Origin of the sequence: Pseudomonas sp. NPDC089918, from assembly GCF_050280605.1 — a bacterium.
Lineage (GTDB): Bacteria > Pseudomonadota > Gammaproteobacteria > Pseudomonadales > Pseudomonadaceae > Aquipseudomonas.
The window spans coordinates 190,571-211,909 of sequence record NZ_JBNNVP010000006.1 but is presented as its reverse complement, the minus strand read 5'-3'; the positions used below and the strand labels follow the sequence as shown (position 1 = coordinate 211,909).

Annotated in this window: 18 protein-coding genes and 1 pseudogene; 15 read left to right on the top strand and 4 right to left on the bottom strand. The window is 55.2% G+C overall.

Annotation, left to right across the window (positions count from 1 at the left end):
- The first annotated feature begins 112 nt into the window (after positions 1 to 112).
- Positions 113 to 1,504, top strand: coding sequence for a 2-oxoadipate dioxygenase/decarboxylase HglS (hglS, locus tag ACQKPC_RS07075; RefSeq protein ID WP_427623832.1), 1,392 nt, complete (start codon positions 113 to 115; stop codon positions 1,502 to 1,504).
- 159 nt (positions 1,505 to 1,663) lie between these two features.
- Here the strand turns inward: hglS and ACQKPC_RS07070 are convergent, their stop codons facing one another.
- Complete coding sequence (locus ACQKPC_RS07070) at positions 1,664 to 2,341, bottom strand: type 1 glutamine amidotransferase domain-containing protein (RefSeq protein ID WP_427623830.1); 678 nt, start codon at positions 2,339 to 2,341, stop codon at positions 1,664 to 1,666.
- A gap of 101 nt (positions 2,342 to 2,442) precedes the next feature.
- Between ACQKPC_RS07070 and ACQKPC_RS07065 the strand changes: the two genes are divergently transcribed.
- From ACQKPC_RS07065 to ACQKPC_RS07000, 14 genes are all read left to right on the top strand, one after another.
- Complete coding sequence (locus ACQKPC_RS07065) at positions 2,443 to 2,637, top strand: hypothetical protein (protein ID WP_427623829.1); 195 nt, start codon at positions 2,443 to 2,445, stop codon at positions 2,635 to 2,637.
- A 105-nt stretch (positions 2,638 to 2,742) separates the two neighbouring features.
- Positions 2,743 to 3,258: an Hcp family type VI secretion system effector gene (locus ACQKPC_RS07060; protein ID WP_007900657.1), complete on the top strand. Its 516-nt coding sequence runs from the start codon at positions 2,743 to 2,745 to the stop codon at positions 3,256 to 3,258.
- 131 nt (positions 3,259 to 3,389) lie between these two features.
- The gene (tssI, locus tag ACQKPC_RS07055) at positions 3,390 to 5,432 is read left to right on the top strand and encodes a type VI secretion system tip protein TssI/VgrG (RefSeq protein WP_427623828.1); all 2,043 of its coding nucleotides are present in this window, start codon (positions 3,390 to 3,392) and stop codon (positions 5,430 to 5,432) included.
- A gap of 4 nt (positions 5,433 to 5,436) precedes the next feature.
- The gene (locus ACQKPC_RS07050) at positions 5,437 to 6,165 is read left to right on the top strand and encodes a DUF4123 domain-containing protein (RefSeq protein WP_427623826.1); all 729 of its coding nucleotides are present in this window, start codon (positions 5,437 to 5,439) and stop codon (positions 6,163 to 6,165) included.
- On the top strand, positions 6,162 to 10,937 hold the full coding sequence (locus ACQKPC_RS07045) for an RHS repeat-associated core domain-containing protein (protein WP_427623825.1): 4,776 nt from the start codon (positions 6,162 to 6,164) through the stop codon (positions 10,935 to 10,937). Before ACQKPC_RS07050 ends, ACQKPC_RS07045 begins: the two co-directional genes overlap by 4 nt.
- Positions 10,934 to 11,347, top strand: coding sequence for a hypothetical protein (locus ACQKPC_RS07040; protein ID WP_007900671.1), 414 nt, complete (start codon positions 10,934 to 10,936; stop codon positions 11,345 to 11,347). The genes ACQKPC_RS07045 and ACQKPC_RS07040 overlap by 4 nt, the downstream gene beginning before the upstream one ends.
- A gap of 56 nt (positions 11,348 to 11,403) precedes the next feature.
- Positions 11,404 to 11,982, top strand: a complete 579-nt coding sequence (locus ACQKPC_RS07035) for a DUF6896 domain-containing protein (protein WP_427623824.1) — start codon at positions 11,404 to 11,406, stop codon at positions 11,980 to 11,982.
- A gap of 55 nt (positions 11,983 to 12,037) precedes the next feature.
- Positions 12,038 to 12,205: an HNH/endonuclease VII fold putative polymorphic toxin gene (locus tag ACQKPC_RS07030; RefSeq protein ID WP_427623823.1), complete on the top strand. Its 168-nt coding sequence runs from the start codon at positions 12,038 to 12,040 to the stop codon at positions 12,203 to 12,205.
- Positions 12,202 to 12,843 (top strand): hypothetical protein, encoded by a 642-nt coding sequence (locus ACQKPC_RS07025; RefSeq protein ID WP_427623821.1) that lies wholly within the window; start codon positions 12,202 to 12,204, stop codon positions 12,841 to 12,843. The genes ACQKPC_RS07030 and ACQKPC_RS07025 overlap by 4 nt, the downstream gene beginning before the upstream one ends.
- A 299-nt stretch (positions 12,844 to 13,142) precedes the next feature.
- Positions 13,143 to 13,538 (top strand): hypothetical protein, encoded by a 396-nt coding sequence (locus ACQKPC_RS07020; protein WP_427623819.1) that lies wholly within the window; start codon positions 13,143 to 13,145, stop codon positions 13,536 to 13,538.
- Between the two features lie 115 nt (positions 13,539 to 13,653).
- Positions 13,654 to 14,058, top strand: coding sequence for an Imm50 family immunity protein (locus ACQKPC_RS07015; RefSeq protein ID WP_427623817.1), 405 nt, complete (start codon positions 13,654 to 13,656; stop codon positions 14,056 to 14,058).
- A 217-nt stretch (positions 14,059 to 14,275) separates the two neighbouring features.
- Positions 14,276 to 14,623 carry a DUF6124 family protein gene (locus tag ACQKPC_RS07010; RefSeq protein WP_427623816.1) on the top strand — a complete coding sequence of 116 codons (348 nt, stop codon included), beginning with the start codon at positions 14,276 to 14,278 and terminating at the stop codon, positions 14,621 to 14,623.
- Positions 14,620 to 14,886 carry a hypothetical protein gene (locus ACQKPC_RS07005; RefSeq protein WP_427623814.1) on the top strand — a complete coding sequence of 89 codons (267 nt, stop codon included), beginning with the start codon at positions 14,620 to 14,622 and terminating at the stop codon, positions 14,884 to 14,886. The genes ACQKPC_RS07010 and ACQKPC_RS07005 overlap by 4 nt, the downstream gene beginning before the upstream one ends.
- A 268-nt stretch (positions 14,887 to 15,154) precedes the next feature.
- Complete coding sequence (locus ACQKPC_RS07000) at positions 15,155 to 17,023, top strand: ATP-binding protein (protein WP_427623812.1); 1,869 nt, start codon at positions 15,155 to 15,157, stop codon at positions 17,021 to 17,023.
- 396 nt (positions 17,024 to 17,419) lie between these two features.
- Here ACQKPC_RS07000 and ACQKPC_RS06995 read toward each other — a convergent pair.
- From ACQKPC_RS06995 to ACQKPC_RS06985, 3 genes and pseudogenes are all read right to left on the bottom strand, one after another.
- Positions 17,420 to 17,605 (bottom strand): annotated as a pseudogene (locus tag ACQKPC_RS06995) (hypothetical protein); the annotation flags it as partial.
- Between the two features lie 199 nt (positions 17,606 to 17,804).
- Positions 17,805 to 18,878: a lipocalin-like domain-containing protein gene (locus ACQKPC_RS06990; protein ID WP_427623811.1), complete on the bottom strand. Its 1,074-nt coding sequence runs from the start codon at positions 18,876 to 18,878 to the stop codon at positions 17,805 to 17,807.
- On the bottom strand, positions 18,868 to 21,339 hold the full coding sequence (locus tag ACQKPC_RS06985; RefSeq protein ID WP_427623842.1) for an ABC transporter permease: 2,472 nt from the start codon (positions 21,337 to 21,339) through the stop codon (positions 18,868 to 18,870). Before ACQKPC_RS06985 ends, ACQKPC_RS06990 begins: the two co-directional genes overlap by 11 nt.

Below are 21,339 nucleotides of genomic sequence, written 5' to 3'. Positions count from 1 at the left end.
GCAAGAACAGTCCTTGGCAGAATGAAGTTCGTCAGAAACTTCGTTTGTCGGCGCCGCCGAAGGCTGCGATCTTTTCCGGCATCCGTTACGTCACTGCGCCAGGAAACTTTTCATGAGCCATCCGAACTTCGTCAGCCCTGACCTGATCCGCCAACGCTTCTCCAAAGCGATGTCCGACATGTACCGCGAAGAAGTGCCGCTGTACGGCGCGCTGATGGAACTGGTGGAACAGACCAACCGCCACGTGCTGGACAGCGACCCGCAAATCGCCCGACAGCTGCACAGCACCGGCGAAATCCAGCGCCTGGACCTGGAACGCCACGGCGCGATCCGGGTCGGCACTGCCGCTGAACTGTCGACCCTCGCCCGTCTGTTTGCGGTGATGGGCATGCAACCGGTGGGCTATTACGACCTGACCCCGGCCGGCGTGCCGGTGCATTCCACTGCGTTCCGTGCCGTGCATGAGGCGGCGTTGCAGGTCAGCCCGTTCCGGGTGTTCACCTCGCTGCTGCGCCTGGAACTGATCGAAGACACCGAACTGCGGGCCTTTGCCCAGTCGGTGCTGGACACGCGCTCGATCTTCACCCCGGCGGCATTGGCCCTCATTGAACGCGCTGAAACCCGGGGCGGCCTGACTGAATACGAGGCGCAGGACTTCGTCGCACAAGCCCTGGAAACCTTCCGCTGGCACCACAGCGCCACCGTCACGGCCGAACAATATCAACAACTCAGCGCCCAGCATCGACTGATCGCCGACGTGGTGGCGTTCAAAGGCCCACACATTAACCATCTGACGCCACGCACCCTGGACATCGACATTGTGCAGGCGCAAATGCCCGCCCATGGCATCACCCCCAAAGCAGTGATCGAAGGCCCGCCCCGCCGCCAATGCCCGATCCTGCTGCGCCAAACCAGCTTCAAGGCGCTGGACGAGCCCATCACCTTCACCGATCAAGCCCAGACCCGCGGCAGCCATAGCGCCCGTTTCGGTGAAATCGAGCAACGCGGTGCGGCGCTCACCCCCAAAGGCCGGGCGCTTTACGACCGCTTGCTCAACGCTGCCCGGGATGAACTCAAGGATTTCCCCAACGAAGCCAATGCTGCACGCTACAACGCACTAATGACGCAGCACTTCGGCGAATTCCCTGACACCGTCGAGGATATGCGCCGACAGGAACTGGCGTATTTTCGCTACTTCGTGACGGAAAAAGGCTTGGCGGCGAAGGGGCTGAATGGTTTGTCGCTGGAGGATTTGCTTCGCGACGGCTATGTACGGGTTGAACCGCTGGTGTACGAAGACTTTTTGCCGGTCAGCGCGGCGGGGATTTTTCAGTCGAACCTGGGGGATGCGGCGCAAACCCACTATGGCGTGCATTCAAACCAGCAAGCGTTCGAAAAGGCTCTGGGAAGGTCGACGATTGACGAGCTGGGGCTGTATGCCGAGACGCAGCGGCGGTCGGTTGATGAGTGCTGCAAGACATTGGGATTGCCGAATCTGACTTGACCAGTCAAACACACTTTGTGGCGAGGGAGCTTGCTCCCGCTTGAGTGCGTAGCACTCACAAAATCTCCGCTTGTACGCAGAGTTTTGGGGCCGCTGCGCAGCCCAGCGCGAGCAAGCTCGCTCGCCACATAAAAAGTGTCGACCCGCAGGCTTCATCGCTTAACCCAGCTTCGCCAACAACGCCTTGGCGGTCGCTTCCGAAGACGCCGGGTTCTGACCGGTCAGCAACAGACCATCCGCGATCACGTAACTCGCCCAGTCATCGGCCTTGGAGTAAAGGCCACCGTTGGCCTTGAGCATGTCCTCCACCAAAAACGGCACGACATCCGTCAGCTGCACAGCGGCCTCTTCGGAGTTGGTGAAGCCTGTCACCCGCTTGCCTTTAACCAAAGGCTGACCATCCTCATCCTTGACGTGGCGCAACACCCCCGGCGCATGACAGACCGCCGCCACTGGTTTGCCCGCGTTGTAGAACGCCTCGATCAGCGCAATTGAAAAGGTGTCTTCAGCCAGATCCCATAACGGGCCATGCCCGCCTGGATAGAAAACAGCGTCGTAGTCTTCGGCCCTCACGGTGCTTAGCACCCCGGTAGACGCTAATGCGGACTGGGCAGCGGAATCCTTGCTGAAGCGATCGGTGGCCGCTGTCTGCGCGTCTGGCTCATCACTTTTGGGGTCCAGCGGTGGCTGGCCGCCCTTGGGTGAGACCAGGGTCAGCTGCGCGCCAGCATCCTTGAAGGTGTAATACGGTGCGGCGAATTCTTCGAGCCAGAAGCCGGTTTTCTTACCGGTGTTACCCAATTGATCGTGGGACGTTAAAACCATCAGGATTTTCATGTCGTTCTCCAGTCGATGTCAGGGTTATTCAGTGATCTTGGCGCTGGATTTGACCTGCGGGCAGCGCTGTTCGTTGCGCCCATAGTCGGGGGGGACGGCCCATGGCCTTGATGCGCAAGAAGTTGCGCAACTGTGTCGGTGAAAAGTCCTCTAGCGAGGCTGGACATCAGGTTTATCAAGCCCTCCAGCCAAGTGCGCAAGAAGTTGCGCAGTGGTGCGCAACTTCTTGCGCACTTTTTCAGCGGATCCTTGCCAAAAACCTCTCCGGTGTTGAAAAAACCATCTCAACCAACTGATTTATATAGTATTAATCATTTCTGGCACGCTCCTTGATAACAGTCAGGCACCCACCGGGCGATACCGCCTCCCGGGCACCCTAACTTTTAGCAAGGAGCACATCCATGGCTACACCAGCGTACATGTCCGTTACCGGCGAGAAACAAGGCCTGATCACTGCCGGCGCGTTCACCGCCGACTCCGTTGGCAACACCTACCAGGAAGGTCACGAAGACCAGGTCATGGTTCAGGCTTTCAGCCACGACGTGATCATCCCGCGTGACCCGCAGTCGGGCCAACCGACCGGTCAGCGTGTACACAAGCCAGTCGTGATCACCAAGGTATACGACAAGTCCTCGCCACTGCTGCAAGCGGCGTTGACCTCCGGCGAGCGCATGAGCGAAATCGTTATCCAGTGGTACCGCACCTCGGCTCAAGGTACCCAAGAGCACTACTACACCACCAAACTGGAAGACGCGATCATCGTCGCCATCAACAACAAAATGCACAACTGCCAGGATCCGTCGAACTCGCACTTCACGCACCTGGAAGAAGTGCAATTCACCTACCGCAAAATCACCTGGACCCACGAAGTATCCGGTACTTCGGGTTCCGATGACTGGCGTGTTCCAGTCGCTTAATCGCGGCTGACGGTTCCAAACATCGGCCAGCTCTGCTGGTCGATGTCATTTGCGCCTTCCAGGAATTTTCGCGTCCGCAAGCGCCCGTTTGGGTGCCGGCGTGCGCCGCAGCACTGCACGAGGAACAAGGGATGTTCGCGCCGGCCAATCAGACTCACTTTGCCCTGACTATCGAAGGTCTGGAAAACGACCTCCAGGTCCTTGCCCTGCAAGGTCGGGAAGCCATCAGCCAGCCTTTTGTGTTTGAGGTGGAGCTGGTCAGTGAACAGCCGTCCCTGGACCTCGAGACCCTGCTGCACAAACCGGCCTTTTTGCAGCTCTCGCCTGACGGCAGCGGCATTCATGGCCAGATCTACCGCGCCGCCCAAGGCGATTCCGGCAAACGCCTGACCCGCTACGCCGTGACCCTGCGTCCGCAGCTGTCCTACCTGGCGCACCGCATCAACCAACGCATCTTCCAGAACCTCAGCGTGCCGAAAATCATCGGCATGGTCCTCGAAGAGCACGGTATCCAGAGCAACGCCTACCAATTCAAAGTCGGGGCGATTTATCCCGAGCGCATTTACTGCGTTCAGTACGATGAATCGGACCTGCAGTTCATCCAGCGTCTGTGCGAGGAAGAAGGTATTCATTACCACTTCCAGCACAGCGCCACGGCCCACAAGCTGGTGTTCGGCGATGACCAGACGGTGTTCCCGAAACTCGCGCCCGTGGCCTACCAGCAAGACTCCGGTATGGTCGCCAACGACCCGGTGATCAAGCGCTTCGACCTGCGCCTGGAAACCCGCACCAGCCGCACCACCCGCCGCGACTACGACTTCGAAAAACCGCGCCTGACCCTGGAAAGCGAACACCGTGGCGACGCCCTGCCCGACCTTGAAGACTACGACTACCCCGGTCGCTTCATCGACCGCGAACGCGGCAAGCACCTGGCCAAGCGCGCCCTCGAGCGTCACCGTAGCGACTTCCAGCTCGTCGAAGGCAAAAGCGATCAGCCGTTGCTGGTCAGCGGCCACTTCCTGGCCCTGACCGAACACCCTAAGCCTAAGTGGAACGACCTGTGGCTGCTGACCGAAATCCTCCACGAAGGCAAACAGCCGCAAGTGCTGGAAGAGTCGGTCACCAGCAGCACGACGAACCTCAAGGACGATTTCCACCAGGGCTACCGCAACCGCTTCCAGGCCACCCCTTGGGACGTGCCGAACCGCCCGCCGCTGAACCACCCCAAGCCACGGATCCTCGGCAACCAGAGCGCCGTGGTCACCGGGCCCAAAGGTGAAGAGATCCACTGTGACCAGTACGGCCGCGTCAAAGTGCAATTCCACTGGGACCGCGAAGGTCAGGCCGACGACAAAACCAGCTGTTGGCTGCGCGTCTCCTCCGCCTGGGCCGGCGCCCATTACGGTGGCATCGCCATCCCGCGGATCGGCATGGAAGTGCTGGTCAGCTTCCTCGAAGGCGACCCCGACCAACCGCTGATCAGCGGCTGCCTGTACCACAAGGAAAACGTCGTCCCGTACGCCCTGCCGGCGAACAAAACCCGCAGCACCTTCAAAACCCTGAGCTCTCCGGGTGGCGGCGGTTACAACGAACTGCGCATCGAAGACAAGAAAGGCCAGGAACAAATCTTCCTGCACGCCCAGCGCGACTGGGACGAAAACGTCGAACACGACCAGAAAATCCGCGTCGGCAACGAACGCCACGACACCGTGGAGAAGAACAGCTACAGCGAATTCAAGGCCGAAGAACACCACACCGTCTACGCCGACCGCAAAGTCGAAACCCGCGCCAACGACCACCTCACCGTGGGCGTGAACCAGCACATCAAGATCGGCACCGGCCAGTTCATCGAAGCCGGCCAGGAAATCCACCTGAGCAGCGGCATGAAAGTCGTGCTCGAAGCCGGCAGCGAACTGACCCTCAAGGGCGGCGGCAGCTTCATCAAGATCGACGCCAGCGGCGTGACGCTGAGCGGGCCGGTGATCAACATGAACTCCGGGGGTGGGCCGGGAAGTGGGACGGGGGCAGCGCCGTTGTTGCCGGGGGTGTTGAAGCAGGCGGATGCGGATAAGGCGGGTGCGGTGCTGAGCCCGGCGCAGATCAATACGCTGAAACGTAATGCGCCGTTCTGTGAAGAGTGCGAGAAGTGTAAGGCAGGTGTTTGTGCGATCTGATCCGATGACTCCACAGGCTTGGCTGGCTGAACGGCCGTTGCAGACGGGCGAACGTTTGTACCTGATCGTCAGCGCCGCCAGCGATGCCGAAGCGCTCAAGACGCTTTACCAAAATGAACCCACAACCCAGGCGATCCCGATCTGGGGCGGTACACCCTACGCGGCTTGGCAGCCAGTGATGCCCTACCTCACCGAGTTGAAACCCAACTCAAGCTTCCTGTCATGGATTGCCGAAACGGACACCCTCGATTGGGGGTGGCTGGCCATTTCCCGCAGCGAACCGAACGTGGTGTTCGAGCATCTGCGTAGCCTCACTCAGGTGAGGATGCCGGACGGGACTGAAGTGTTTTTCCGGTTCTGGGATGGGCGGCATATCTACCCGATTCTGGAAGGTCTCGGCGATGCCGCTGGGGAAGTGTTGCCGGTGTTTGATCGGTACCTGATTAATGGCAAAAGCCTGGAGGTTGGACCGAGGGTGGTGCCGCCGGCGAAGGATTGGCCTTGGTGGGAGGTTCCGAAGGCGTTGCTGGATGGCCTGACCAAGCAAAACCCATCGACCGTAGTCGGCAACATGATGCAGTGGTTGAAGGAGGATCACGCCGACCTGTACTTCTCGTTTCCCGAACCCAACCTGCGAACAAAAGTGGCGCGCTTCGTAAAACGCACGCCATTCACGGAAGAAAACTTCACCGGGCTGTTGAAGGCCCATCTGGAAAATGAGGTGGCTGTATGAGCATTTTGATGGGTTCGATCGTTGGGAACCTGACAGCGAAACAACCTGATGCTCAGGCCATCATCAGTGACTTCAAAAAGTGTCTGAAGGATTACCGTGAGCATGCCGAGGCCTGGTACGGCGGAGTCCTGGACGCGGAACAGCAATTCAGGGTCGGTGATGAGGTCCACACTCAGGACAAGGACAGCAAAAAGGAAAACACCCTTTATGCCAACTGCCCGGCAAACGGCAAACTCACGCTTGTGCATAGCTTCGAGTCTGCGCGATTTGTTCCGATCGGCAATACGCCGGTCCGTCTGGTGCCTGTGGTGGATGGCCGGTTCATTGGCAAGAACGAAGCCGGACCGGAGATCAACAAGACAATCGACTCGACCGGGATTCTGGAAGTCACCGGCCTCACGCCTAATCAGCAATACAAAATCACGTTCTTCCCGAACCCTACACGCGCGCAGATCGACAGCCTGTTCAACTCCTATCAGGGCGTGATCGGCGATTTGAGCGGCTGGTTGCAGACTGAATGGAGCACCAGTTTCCTACCGCTTTGGCAGGCACATACCGATGCCTCGATGGGTGGCCGTGCCCTGCAGGAACTGGAGGCCGCATGGGAAGGCTTTCTGAAAGCGATCATGGGTTTGTGGGGTGATATCAAAAGTCTCTACAACCTGATTGCGCATCCTCGTGAGAACTACGAGAAGCTGAAAAACTTCTTCACCGAAGAGCAAATCAAGAAGATTTATGACGCCTCCGCTGAGGCCATTCACACCGCCTTGTTGATCGCCAGCGATGAACCACTAATGTGGATCTACGTTGCCGCCATCATGGCCTGGGTGAAGATGCTGCCACCGCAGACATGCACAGAAGTGCTGGCTCAGCTGACCACAGAGTTCCTGCTGAACATTCTGGTTGGTGTGGTCCTGACCGGTGGTCTCGGCCTGGCCGTGCGTATTGGCACGAAGGTAGTTAAAGCCACGCAAAACAGCGCCAAAGTTGTGAAACTGATTGAAGATTTTACCGGCATGCTGATGAAAGTCAGCAAAACAAGCGCCACACCGCATACCGAGGCTGCTCGGCCTTTATTGCTTAATGGCAATTCGGCATTCAACCCGGCGCGTAAAGCCAACGTTGAGATCGCCCCGCCCAAACCCGCCGAAACAGCAATGGCGCCGAAGAAAAAGCCACCTGTCGCCGGTGGAAAAGTGGAAACGGATGCGCAGATCCAGGCGCGCGGCAAAACTGAAAGCGCCACACGCGTCGAGCAAAAAGAGGTGGTCGACAACGCGCCAAACCAATCGAAAAACCCGGCTGACCAACCCACCGAGTGTGCCAACAAAACCTGCCTCAAAGACGACCCGATTTCGATGGTGACCGGCGAGGAACTGCTGACCCTCTCCGACGGCGAGTTGGGTGGGTTGTTGCCTCTGGAATGGACGCGCCTTTACCGAAGCAGTGCGGTCGAAATCGACAGCCGTCTTGGCCATGGTTGGAGCCATTCCTTGTCTCATCGTTTGCAACTGGACGATGAAGGTGTGCTGTGGACGGACAACGAAAACCGCCAGATCCGCTTCCCGATACCAACCGAACAACGTCCGGCTATCACCAACAGCCTGGCGCAGGCGGCGATTTATTTGGGCGATGCACCCGGTGAGTTAATCCTTACCCAGGCGGGACCAAAAGCACGCTTCTATCACTTCCGTGCCGGGCGATTGATCACCATCAGCGATGCCTATGACAATCGGGTGCATATCAGTTATGACTTTGTCGACCGCATTCAACGCATCGACAACGGTGCAGGCCGCGCCTTGCTGTTGCGTTACGACGACCGTCATATCGCCGCAGTGGATCATCAGCAACAACGCTCCGAGTATAACGACCGCGGTGAACGCCAGGATCCATGGCTAACCATTCAGACCTTGGTCTCCTACCGCTACAACACGCGCAATCAGCTCGTATCCTCGACCAATGCAGCAGGTGAAACCGAGCATTACCACTACAACGACCAGCACGTCATTCTGGAACGGCAACTGGCCGGTGGTGCCAGTTTTTTCTGGGAATGGGAGCGTGAAGGCAAGCTTTCCCGTTGCGTCCGCCACTGGGCTAACTACTCGCAGCTGGAAGCGCGTTACGAGTGGGATGACAAAGGTTCAGTGACTGCTTACAACTCCGACGGCAGCGAGCATGTGTACGTGCATGACAAGAATGCGCGTTTGATCAGCGAGACCGCTCCCGATGGTGGGGAAACGCAGAAAGCCTATGACGATCAGGGACGTCTGGTCGCAGTAAAAGACCCGATGGGCGCCATCACCGAATATCAATACAGCGATGCCGGGCGCTTGATGGCCGTGATCCCGCCAGAAGACGAACCGACCCGTTACAACTACTTCAATGGTCAACTCATTGATGTCCAACGAGGTAAAGCGCGCTGGAAGTACGAGCGCAACCGTCAAGGCGATATCACCCAGCAAACAGACCCTCACGGCGCCGAAACCCACTACAACTACGACCGTCAAGGCCGCTTGCTGGAAATCCGCCATCCCGATGGCAGTCGTCATCAACTGGGTTGGAACAACCTCGGTCAACTGTTGGAAGAACGCCTGCCCGACGGCAGCCAACGCAAGTACCGTTATGACGCGCTAGGTCGACAAATCACACGTCAGGATGAAACCGGCGCCATCACCCATTACCAATGGGATGCCGTTGATCGCCTGACACAAATCACCTTCCAGGGCGGCGCCACCCGCGCCTTCACCTATAACCCGTATGGTCGCGTCACCGCCGAACGGGATGAACTCGGGCGCATCACCCGCTACGAATACGCAGACAACCTGCACCTCGTGAGCCGCCGCATCAATCCGGACGGCAGCCATCTGCGCTACCGTTACGACAACTCGCGCCTGCTGCTCACCGAGATCGAAAACGAACGTGGCGAGCACTACCACCTCGACTATTACCCGAACGGCCAGATCCAGCAGGAAACCGGTTTCGACGGTCGCCGTACCGCCTATGAATACGACCTTAACGGTCGGTTGCTGAAGAAAACCGAATTCGGCGACGATGGCAGCGAGCTGATAACCGAGTACCAGCGCGACGCTGCTGGCCGTCTGCTGGTGAAAACCCTGGCTGACGGTGAAGAAATTCACTACAACTATGACGCCCTCGGGCGCCTTGTCAACGTCGACGACAGCCACTGGCCCCTCGCCTACGAATACGATCTGCAAGATCGCCTGATCACCGAACACCAGGGCTGGGGCACTCTGCGCTACGAGTACGACAGCGTCGGCCAACTGAAACACTGCCGCCTGCCGGACGGCAGCAAGCTCGATTACCGCCACCAGCCTGGCGGCCAGCTGAGCAGCATCGACCTCAATGGTTCGCGCCTGACCAGCCACCAGTTCAACGCCGGCCGCGAACAGCAGCGTCAACAAGGGCTGCTGCTCAGCCAATACCAGTACGACGAACAGGGTCGGTTGCAAGCACACAGCGTCAGCCAGCGCGAAAAGAATCTGTTCCAGCGCCGCTACACCTACGACGCCAATGGCAACCTCGCCGGCATCGACGACAGCCGCAAAGGCCACCGCAGCTATCACTATGATCCGCTTGACCGCCTGATCAACGTACGCGGCGCTACGCCTGAAAGCTTCGCCCACGACCCGGCGGGCAACCTCCTCGGCCAAAACAACGAGCCGACCGCGAACCTGGCCAACGTCAAGGGCAACCGCCTGCTGATGCAGGGCGACCGTCATTACGACTACGACGCCTACGGCAACCTGATCCGCGAACGCCGAGGCGCCGGGCAGAAACTCGTTACCGAGTACCGTTACGACTGCCAACATCGCCTGATCGGCGTCAGCCTGCCGGGTGGCAGCGTCGCATCCTACAAATACGACGCCTTCGGCCGACGCATCGAAAAGACCGTCGACGGCCACACCACCGAGTTCCTGTGGCAAGGCGAACGCCTCATCGCCGAGAGCGGCGACAACCGCTATCGCAGCTACATCTACGAACCCGGCAGCTTCCGCCCGCTGGTGATGCTCGATGGCGAAGGCCCGCTAAAGGCCGCGCCGTTCTACTACCAACTCGACCACCTCGGCACCCCGCAGGAACTCACCGACTACAGCGGCGAAATCATGTGGTCGGCCAAGTACCGCGCCTATGGCAACCTCGCTGCGCTGGACGTCGCCGAAATCGACAACCCGCTGCGCTTTCAGGGCCAGTATTTCGATGCCGAGACAGGCTTACATTACAACCGGCATCGCTACTACAATCCGGGGACTGGACGGTTTCTGACGCCGGATCCGATTAAGCTGGCGGGTGGGTTGAACAACTACCAATACGTGCCTAACCCTACGGGGTGGGTGGATCCGATGGGGTTGACAAGCTGTCCTGGAGCGGGTGGTAGCAAGCCGGAAATCAGACTGGAAGATCCACCAGTTAAAGCGACCGTAAATGAAGGATCTCCTCCCCCTCCAGCCCCTCCAAAACCGGACAAGTGGAGTCGGGAACCTAAAAGCATTCAAGACCAGATGACATTACAGGCAGCTAAAGAAGGTCGAGGCGTCGTTATTATCGAAAACCTCAATGATCCTGCCTTTAAAGGAATGGATAAAATTGAGCTCAAGATAAAATCGAAGAACGGAAATGACTCCGTAGTACATTATGTACGCAATCCGCAGACCGGAGAGCTCATGGATTTCAAATTCAAAAAACACAGCACCGATGATATAAAACCTTGGGGTAATGACCCATCAGTGCCACCCGGAGCCATCGACAAATGAAAGTCGTATGCAAAATCAACAATCTGAATGACATATCAGCACCAGAAACCGTCATGCGTTTAAAGCGTTACATATTCATGCCTGACGGCGAGCTAGACTTGCAACTGGGAATGGAATACACGGTTTACGGCATCGAGTTTCGAGACAACTGCCCTTGGTTCTATATATGCGCAGAAGAAGATGATGAGTATCCAAAACCATATGCAGCTGATGTCTTTGATATTATTGATGAGCGACTTTCCTCTCATTGGAAACTTAGCTTTCGAACCCAAGAAAACAACAAATACAAAAGCTCGCTTATATTCCAAGAATGGGCCACAAACATTAGCTTTTATGAAAACTTAATTGATGGCGACGAGCAAGCTATCACTACATTTGCGAAATACAAAACACTTATGGACTCAGAGTAACTTAGCAACCAAAAAAAAATAACAAGAAAGGCGACAGATCTATTTTCTACGCACTCATGAAAATAAATCTGTTCCTTTTGGCTGCTCCCCTTTTGGCTGAGAAGATGATTAACAAAAATCTGAAATTATTAATTTTTGATTTTTTAGGCGCTGTAGAAACCTCACTACAGTTGCTTGAAGACAAATTCGGCTCGAGATCACTACACCAATTATGGCATGACAATAAAATAGCTCAAAGAGGAGAGATTTTTAAGGGTGTAAGCTATCAATTACATGGGAACGGATGCATGATCGAATACCCGGAGTACTGTGTGGATTTCGATTTCGGGCCAAATGGAAGAACCGATGGATTCGACGCATGGCGCTTGTATAACTATGCATGCGAATTCCCAGAAAAACATGCAAAATACACAAACCTCACTACAGTTGAATCAGAGTTAAACCAATACATTCAAGAAAATATGGTTAAAAAAATAGACAATTCCACCTCCAACTTATATTTTTTACGCAACCAAAAAAGACCAATTAATCTCACATTTAAATTTTCGCCCCTTAAAATTCAGAGTTTTTTAAATTTTATTGGGGCGCTGACAACCTCACTTAGAATTCACGGACTAGCACGCCGCCAACATTGAAAGAAAAGGAGACAGATTTATTTTCTATGCGAATTAAAATAAATCTGTCCCCTTTTTGGTCAAGGATGGGCGAACTGTGACAATACGCGAACACTCCCTTGGCCACGTGAAAGGTAATGAAGGCCCACACTTCAATACAGAAGTCACTGGGACCACAGGTACAAAAGCAGCCCTAAAAGAGGGAGACAACTCACACACCTACTTCAAGAAAGAAAAACCATGAGCACATTTTATACTTGTGAACCAGTAATAAAGCTATGGGAGCAACCAACCTATACTACTGCTCCCGGATTCATAACTTTTTCATTTCTTGGTCCGTCCATTTTGGAAGTATGGGGCACTTGGAGCAAAGTCACTAATTCTTTGGCACCCGAATGGTCAATCGTGATGAAATGGCGAACAGTTGGCTACTCCTTGGAGCAACATAAAATTCAAGAGGTACGTCTACGCAAAGAAATTGAAAAAACCTTAACCGACGAAGATTTAATAAAAAAAAATGAAACATCAAAAATATATTCATATATTCAATCCAGCAATAGCCTAGACAACAAGTTCGAACCAAACGAGTTAACACAGCATCGAAATACAATTCTAATCTTCAAAAAGTCCACCCCTAACCTCAACCTTATATGGGAACAGCTTAGTAAAGCAGACAAAGGCATCACCTCGCAAAACATCTTTGACCTTTTAACAAATAGTCGAGAAACCCTCGTAGGCCGCTTCATAGAAAGCGATACTCATTCAGCCGCACAACTTATCGCCCCAATAGAGTATAGCGATAAAATAAAATCCTTAATTGAAATGTTAGACACCATAAAAACAACCAAAACTGAAATACCAAACATCATTCAAAGCTTTTAAAACAAAACCCAACATAAATGGCAAGTGACCGCAAGAAAGCGGTGCAGTGATTTCATCTTATCCAACAGGGGTCACCCCATGAAAGGTTATGAAAAAAAACGAGACTTATGAAAAGCTTCACTCATGGATCGGCGATTCGGAGGAGTCAAACTGGACTGAGTACGGTACAGAGCTTGTTGCAAAGTCAGTCCTTATAAAGAAAAGGTGACAGATTTATTTTTCTAGTCACCTTTCTCTAAGCGTTCATAAAAATAAATCTGTCACTTTTTCGATTGACCAAATCAATTTCAAGGTCAAAAATGAGCAATCCAAAAATAATCCCAAGAAAAGTCTGGTGGGGTCTGGAAGCGAAATCGTATACAGAAATCGCGCAAGAACTCCCTACAAACGACGACTCCTTACGCAGATGGATTGCTATATACGCGGTATACCATTTGAATTTTACAAACAGATATCCAGGAGAGCTCTATTATAAGTTCTTGGAAGACGCAAAATATTCAAAATATGTAGCAATAGACTTCACAATACCTAAGTCAATAATTGAAACAAGAGATAGCATTGGAAGCAGAGACGCTACCATTATCAAGTGTCAAACGTTAGAAACCGAAGAAGAGATAAATGACTACCTTCAAGAGAACAACATCAATCCAGAGCTATTCACTCCACCTTGGACATGTGACTATCCGCTAGACTGAAAGGCGAATCGAAAAAAAGAAGAGAAGGAACAGGACAAGGAACAGGGGACAGATTTATTTTCTACTCGTTCATAAAAACAAATCTACCCACTAAGTTTGGCCACAAGGAGCAAAAATGAAGTTCTGGAACGATATCGATGGCAGCATTTTTTTCAATCAGATTTTCAAAAGCCCCGTACCAATCGGCTTCATTGAACTTTCCACAGTAAATATCGACAACAACAGACCAACGATAATACTGGAATTTGACATCGAAGAGCTCCCTGACGCCCCTCCCGCAAAATGGAAAAAGGCTGAATTCAATACATGTTGCATCGGTTTAAACTGCAGCGAAATCAGCAACCTGACGATCAAAAATATACCTACAAAAGAAAAACTTAGCATAAGAATCACTCAGAGCGAAAATCTCTTCACGATTCACGCTTCGAACAACAGCTCGATAATTGAATTCACAACGAAATATCCACTACTTTGTGGACCCTCAGTTTACATGAGCGATAAAAAACCCGAGTTCACTTAAAACCAAATCTGACTCAATTTTTCTGCCCCTCGGGACGGCTGACAAAAGCATCGGACATTTCCCACAAAACCCGTCGCTCCCAATGAACTTGTACACCCCTTCTTCCCCAGATAACCTCCCCCAGCCGCTGCAACCTCAGCGACCGGTTTTGACAGGCCGAACACGATCAAGGCATGCAAATGCCGCTTTGCGGCTCCATTGTTTCAGGAGCTTCACGATGAAAAAATTTCCACCCGAATCCCTCGACCCCAATCAACTCAGCCAAGCAACCCAACGCACCATCAGCGCCCGTCTCCGCGACCCACAAAATCCCGACCCCATCAGCCACGTTTTCACCCTCCTCCCCAACATTGACACCGAAACCCTGCTAAGCCACGCCTACGAAACCCTCGCCTCGCTCAACGTGCTGACCACTGACTTTGCCCGCGAACTCGAAGGCTCGCACCGCAGTCTGGCGCTATCGATTCAGCAATTGGCCGTACTGGGCGAGTTATTGGTAAACCGGGCGCTGGACAACCTCGATCCACCCGGTGGGGCGTCCGACGCTGAGGAGGTTCAACCATGACTCGATACATGCCGATTACCGGCATCGACTGCACGATCCCTTCCCTGCTGATCGACACCGAAGCGCCTGTCGACGTGTTGCACGACACGGCGGCGTATCGCATTCGCAGCGTCACTCAACTATTGGAAACGCTTTCCCTGGGCGAAGCGATTGGTGGTGATGCTGCGCTGTTGCAAGAGTTTGCGCGGGTGTTGGCACTCCCGTTGCGCGATGGTTGCGATTTGCTGGATGTGGTCGGGCGGCGGCTACAGGCGCAGCTTTAAATTTCCCAATAAAAATGGGCGACTTCAAGGTCGCCCATTTTTATGTCCGACACATTTAAACATCGCCGCCCAGACTTATACACGCTGCACTTCACAAGAGTTTGTTAAAAACTGTCTTTAAATTTCTGATCAATCCAAAAAATCGGCGAGTAAAAAAACTGGCTATTCGGTCAAGTAACGCCTCACCTGAAAATAGCAAAAAACAAAACAATGGTTTTCAGCTCGCCTTCAAATTATGCTTGGGCCTACAGTATGGAGGCTGTGATTTATGTTCAAACTCAAGCGGAAAACGTGGATTTTTCTCTTGGTCTACATAGTAGGTGTCAGTGGCTATATCTACTACCTCTACGTCGAGACTCAAGGGATCCTCACTGACAATATTAATAACAAGCTGCTGCATGCCGCGTTGGGCGCTTCGGCCATCCTTGGCGATCGCTACCATGACAATCTGATCGACAAACAGTCCAAATCCGAGGCGGAGGACTGGAATGCCATTCAACGGCTCTCCAGCTTCAACGATTCCATGGGGACTGCTTTTGTCTACAGTGTGGTCAAACGCTCGGGCGAGGCTTATCTAGTCAGCTCCAGCGCATCGAAAAAAGAGATCTTGGAGAAGAATTTCGTACGCTTTTTCGATCCCTACCCGGATGCCAGTCAGGCTTTGCTCGACAGTTTTGAGCGCACCGAACCCACCTGGATCGACTACTCGGATCACTGGGGAGATTTTCGCGCCGTCTTCGTCCCGATGAGATCGCAGGACGGTACGATTTATATTGCGGGTGCGGAGATGACGTTGGCGGATTACTACCAGCAACTTAATCAAGACTCCCTGCAGCATATCATCCTGGCCATTCTGGTATTTCTCGTCTTCAGCCTTATACGCATGCGCGCTCATCTCCAGCAATTGCAAATAAACGAAGAGGTATTGAATCAGGCAAAAAATGCCGCCGAGGACGCTGATCGTTCAAAAACCAGATTTTTGGCCACCATGAGTCATGAAATTCGCACGCCCATGTACGGTGTTATCGGCGCGACGGAGTTGCTGGCGAGGTCCGCCCTGAACCGCGAGCAAAGCAGTCTGCTACAAACGATTAATACAAGCGGGCGAGCCCTGCTGTCTCTTATCGACAACATTCTCGACCTTGCAAAAATCGAAGCGGGAAAACTTGAATTGACGCCTCGTGTCTTCGAAATCAGAGCTCTGGTTTCATCCAGTATTGAAATGATCCGGCAAAACATTCAGGACAAGCCAATTGTACTTGAGGCCCTGGTCTCACCAGACGTACCTCCCTTGGTCAAAACCGATACCAATTGCCTGCGCCAGATATTGATCAACTTGCTGGGCAATGCGGTTAAATTCACCGAAGCCGGAAAAGTATCGCTCATGGTCACGACTAGCGGTTACGGCACTCGGGCCCGACTCGAATTCTCCATACGCGATACCGGCATAGGTATCCCAATGGAACGGCAAGACAGCCTGTTCAAGCCCTTTGCTCAGTTTAAAGGACCGGCCAGTCAACGCTTTACCGGGAGTGGGCTCGGTCTTTCCATCTGCAAAAATCTGGTCGAGGCGCAGCAGGGGACTTTATCCTTTACCAGTCAGCCTGGCGTCGGATCGACGTTCTCCTTCTCACTCCCCATGGAGCTTTTTTCAGTCTCGGAACTACCCATCCGGGATGATCATGCATCGGTTGATTTCGACTCATCCTTTGCCGAGGATTACCCGCTCGATATTCTGCTGGTGGAAAACCATCCCGTGAGTCAGAAAGTTGCAATGGCGATGTTACAAGAGTTGGGCTATGCACCCGGTCTTGCGTCAAATGGCTTGGAGGCGGTCAATCAGTGCATGACTTCGACCCCAGATATCATTTTTATGGATATCAACATGCCTGTCATGGATGGGCTAACGGCCATCCGTAAAATCCGCAAACGACCACTGGGCGATACTTGCTACATCGTTGCTTTCACCGCGAGTGCTTTTTCGGGCGAGATAGAACGTTTCCGGGCCGCCGGTGCCAATGACATTTTAACCAAACCGGCGACCTTTCAGGCCTTGACCCGCGTGCTACAGCGTGCAACCAACTACCGGCAGCAGCTCCAGGCCAGCACGCCGATAATGGATACAATTTCGGGTTGAAATGGACTCAGGCTACAAACGCCATTACAGCCCCCCGGTAGGGTGTCCGGCGCCACAGCTTTAACCCAGCCAATAAAAATGGGCGACTTCAAGGTCGCCCATTTTTTATATCCGAAACTTTTAAACATTGCGTTCCAGAGGAGGTGTTCGCCCAGTGTAATGGCCTGGCAATCCATGCACCGGTAAAGAGCCCTGACACCGGGCGAACGGGAAGGATTTTAATAGAATTTGGCCGATATGTCCTCGGTATAAACATGAAATTTATGCACGTGATATTTCGTAAGCCTTTGCTAAAACTTCAGATACAAACTTCTTAAACTCACCAGTTCGACCATTAAAAATGATTGTTCTTATACAATTATTTGTACAAGAACAATCAATACGTACAAGTAATGATCAGCTTGGGTGTTGGCTGGTTACTTTCAGCACATCGGTATAGGTCACCATAACGCTCTGCCCAACTTTCAGATCTTTCAGTTTCGCCTGGACTTCAGGCCTTTCGACGTTGACGGTTTTGGATTGGCCGGCCGGGTTTTGGAAGGTCAGCTGGTTTTTCTTCAGGTCGATGTGGGTGGTGTTCAGGCTTCGGGATCGTCGACTTCGTGGGCAACGTTCACGGCGGGCTCCTGCCGGTATTATTACGGTAGAGAGATGGAGGCCTCTGGGAGTTCCTGTGGATTGGACGCATTGAGCAGGATCAAAAAATCGCAGCCTTCGGCAGCTCCTACACCGACCGAGTACACCCGCGACATTGCGGCATAGGCATAACCCTCTTTTGATCTTAATACCCGGTCATCTCCAGATACCCCTGCCCGCCATGGCTGCCGCTCAGCCGCACCGGTCCTTCCCAATAGGGAATGCGCAAGTCCATCCAGGCCTTGGGGTTGAGGGCACCGATTGTGATATCGAGGTGCTTGGCGGGTATCTTGATCGACCAGCTCACAGGCATCGAACGGCCAGCGACATTGGCCTTCTCCTGTGGGGTGAGGCTGATGTCGTCGGCATGCAATAACTGCGTTTGCCCTTGGGCATCGATCCAGGTGCCGGTGAGGTACGGCGCGCCGTCCTTTTGCCGCATGCGATAGAGCATGACCTGTTCGCCGCTGTCCAGATGCAGGGAGAACCAGTCCCAACCGGTCTGGTTGGCGGTCAGGGGTTGGCTGCTCCACTCGCGGTCGAGCCAGGCCGGGCCGCTGACCGTGTAGGTTTTGCCGTCGATTTCCAGGGTTCCGCTGGCCTGGAAAAACGGCTGGCTGTAGTAGTACGACGCCTGGCCTTGTTCGGATTTCTGGCTGAAGCCTTTGTCGCCCTGAAGCACCAGTGGACGTGTGGAGGTCAGTCGCAATTGGTAGCTGAAAGCCTTGTCGCGGGCGCTGAGTTGCAGGTCCGCCAGCGGATTTTCATTGCTGGCCTGACTACTGAAATGCCAATCGTCGATCCATGCCTTGAACGGCGCCAGGCTCACGCCGGCCTGGCCGACGCCGCCTCGGGCGTAGCGTTCGGCGGCGTGATGTACCGTGGCGGAAGTCACGGCCGCGTGGCCCAGCCAGATGGTCTGATTGCCCCAGCCGGGTTGCTCGGGGGTCGCTTTCAAGGCGCTGCGAAACAGTGTCCATTGCGCGCCGAATTCCTGGCCCTGATCGTCCTTGAGGTTGGCGGTGACGTACCACCATTCGATGCGAAAGCCATCGTGGGGGCCGTGATCCGCCGGGAAGCTGAATACCCGGCCGGGCACCACTGGGGTAAATGCGGCGGCCTGATGGCCGAGGCCGGCGAAGCCTTTTTCCGGTGCAGGGGTGTTGTCGCAGCCGTTCAGCAGCGCGGCCAGTAACAACACACCGACCTTAATCTTCATGAGCAAACGTCCTCAGCAGATCCGCCGGTTGCGTGCGATACAGCGAGTACAACGGCCACGCCGACGCGAGCAAGGTCGCGAGCAAGGCCAGGCCCATCAACTGCAACAGTTGCAACGGAAACACCCGCAACGGCAAGCGCCAACCGAAGGCCTGAACGTTGATCACCGTGTCCAGGCACCACGCCAACGCGATGCCCAAGGGCAACGCCAGCACCAGCGTCAGTACCGCCAGCAACCAGGTTTGCCCGAGGTTCAGCAGCATCAATTGGCGCCGAGTCACGCCCAGCGCCCACAGTGGCGCGAGTTGCCCAAGGCGGCTTTGGCTCTGGGTCAGCAGGCTGATGAACAGTGCCACGCCCGCGACGCACAGCGTCAGGCTGTTGAGCGCGGCGGTGGCGGCGAAGGTGCGTTCGAACACTTGCGTGGACCAGCCCTTGAGCCGGACCTGATCGACGATACGGCTGTCGTCCAGGGCGAAGCGTGCTTGCAGCGCGGTCAGGAACCCGGGGATCGATGCCGGGTCGATGCGCAGGTTGAAACGGTTGGGCGTCAACTGCGGCCAGCCGCGCAGCAGATGATTAATGTTGACCAGCAGATGCCCCTTGGGATTGCCGTAGTCGGCGTAGATCCCGACGATCCGCGGCGACCATGGGCCATTCGGCGTGGGGATCGTCAGGTGATCACCGAGCCGTACCTTCAACCGCCGGGCCAATTGTTCGCTGAGCATCAGCGCGTCGTCCTTGGCCAGTCGCTCCCAAGGGTTGTCGCCCAAGGCTTCCAGCAGCGGCCAGTGCTGACGATAAGTCGGGTGGTCGATCACGCCAAAGACGTCCGCCGGCCAGCCCTGCAACTGGATCGATACCTGCCAGTTCGGTAGCACCGCGCTGACGTGGGGTTGTTGTTTGAGCCAGGTGTGCAGTTCTCGAGCCTGGGCGGGATTTTGCGGATTGAGGTACAGCTCGGCGGTCAACCGTTGTTCGAGCCAGTTGCTGAAGGTCTGACGGAAACCGGCGGTCATGCTGCCGGCGCCGATGTTTGCCGCCAGCGCCAACAACAGCGCCATCAAGGCAAGGCTCAGGGCCGGCAGTTGCTGGCGGCAGTCGGCGAGAAACCATTGGCCGAGCACCGAACGACTGCGCCCAAGCACCCAGTTGAGCACACTGTTCAACACCACCGGCAAGGCCAGTGCGGCGCCAATCAACAACGCGCCCATCAACACGAAGCCGCTGCTCAGGCTGTCGCCGAAGATCAACGCCAATAACGCGATCATCGTCGCCATCGCCGCGACCCACCCCTGGCGCCGCAACCAGCGCGCGTGGGCCAGGTGCCAGGCTTGCGGATTGGCCAGCGCCAGCAACGGCAAACGCGCCGCCCGCAGCAAACTGTTGGCACCGGCCAGCAAGGCACCGAACAGGCTCAGGCCGATACCGCTGAACCACCACAGCGGACTGAGGTTCAACTGCCCCGGCACTTCGGCGCCGTACAAGCCGCGCAGGCTGGCGGCGACGTCCGGCAACAGCACGCCGGCCAGCAGGTAGCCGCTGACGACGCCGGCGATACCACCGATCAGCGCCAGAGCACCCAGCTCGACGGCAAGGCAGGCAATCAACATGCGGGCACTGACCCCGCAGGCGCGCAGGGTTCTGAGCAAGCTTCGGCGTTGCTCCAGCGCCAGGCCGATCGCCGCGTGAACGATGAACAGACCGACCACGAACGACAGGAAGCCCAAGGCATCGAGGTTCAGGTGGAAGCTCTCGGTCAGGCGCGCGAGGTTGTTTTCTTCGCCGCTGCTTTTGAACTGGAGTTGGCCCTTGAGCTCATCAGGCAGGGTCGCGGTGAAATCCTTGGGCAGCAGCAGGCGTGACAATTGATCGGGTAATTGCAGAATCTGTTGGGCGAAGCCGATGTCCACCAGCAACACACCGGGCGCCATGTCGGTCTGGGCACGCAGCGGCGGCAAGGTGACTCCACTCCGGGCTACCGGGGTTTCACCTTCGCGCAAGCCCAACGCCTGTAAAGTCTGCGGTGAAATCCAGGTGCTGCCAGGCGAGGTGAAAAACTCGACGATCAGCTCGATCGGCAACGACCGCCCGGCCACTGCGGAACCAGCCGGCAGCGACACCGGCTCAATCCCCATTAACTGCAAGCGCTGCTCTTCATGACCCTTGAGCGTCAACCGGCCTTGCAACACGGGCGATACCGGCCAACCCGCACGACGCAGATCGACAAACACTTGCTGGGAAAACACCCCACCGCCGAGTGCCGTGAGACTGGCTTGCGGTTCGCCGCCGATCAGCTGACTGGCTCGGGCGTAGCTTTCTCGCGCCTGGCTGTTCAGCGCTTGCACGCCGGTCAGCAGGCTGGTGGCGAGCCAGAGCCCGGTCAGCACACTGAAAAATTGCACCGGGTGCTGTCGCCAATGGCTGAGCAGCGCCCGCAGCGTCTCACGAAAAACCCGCAC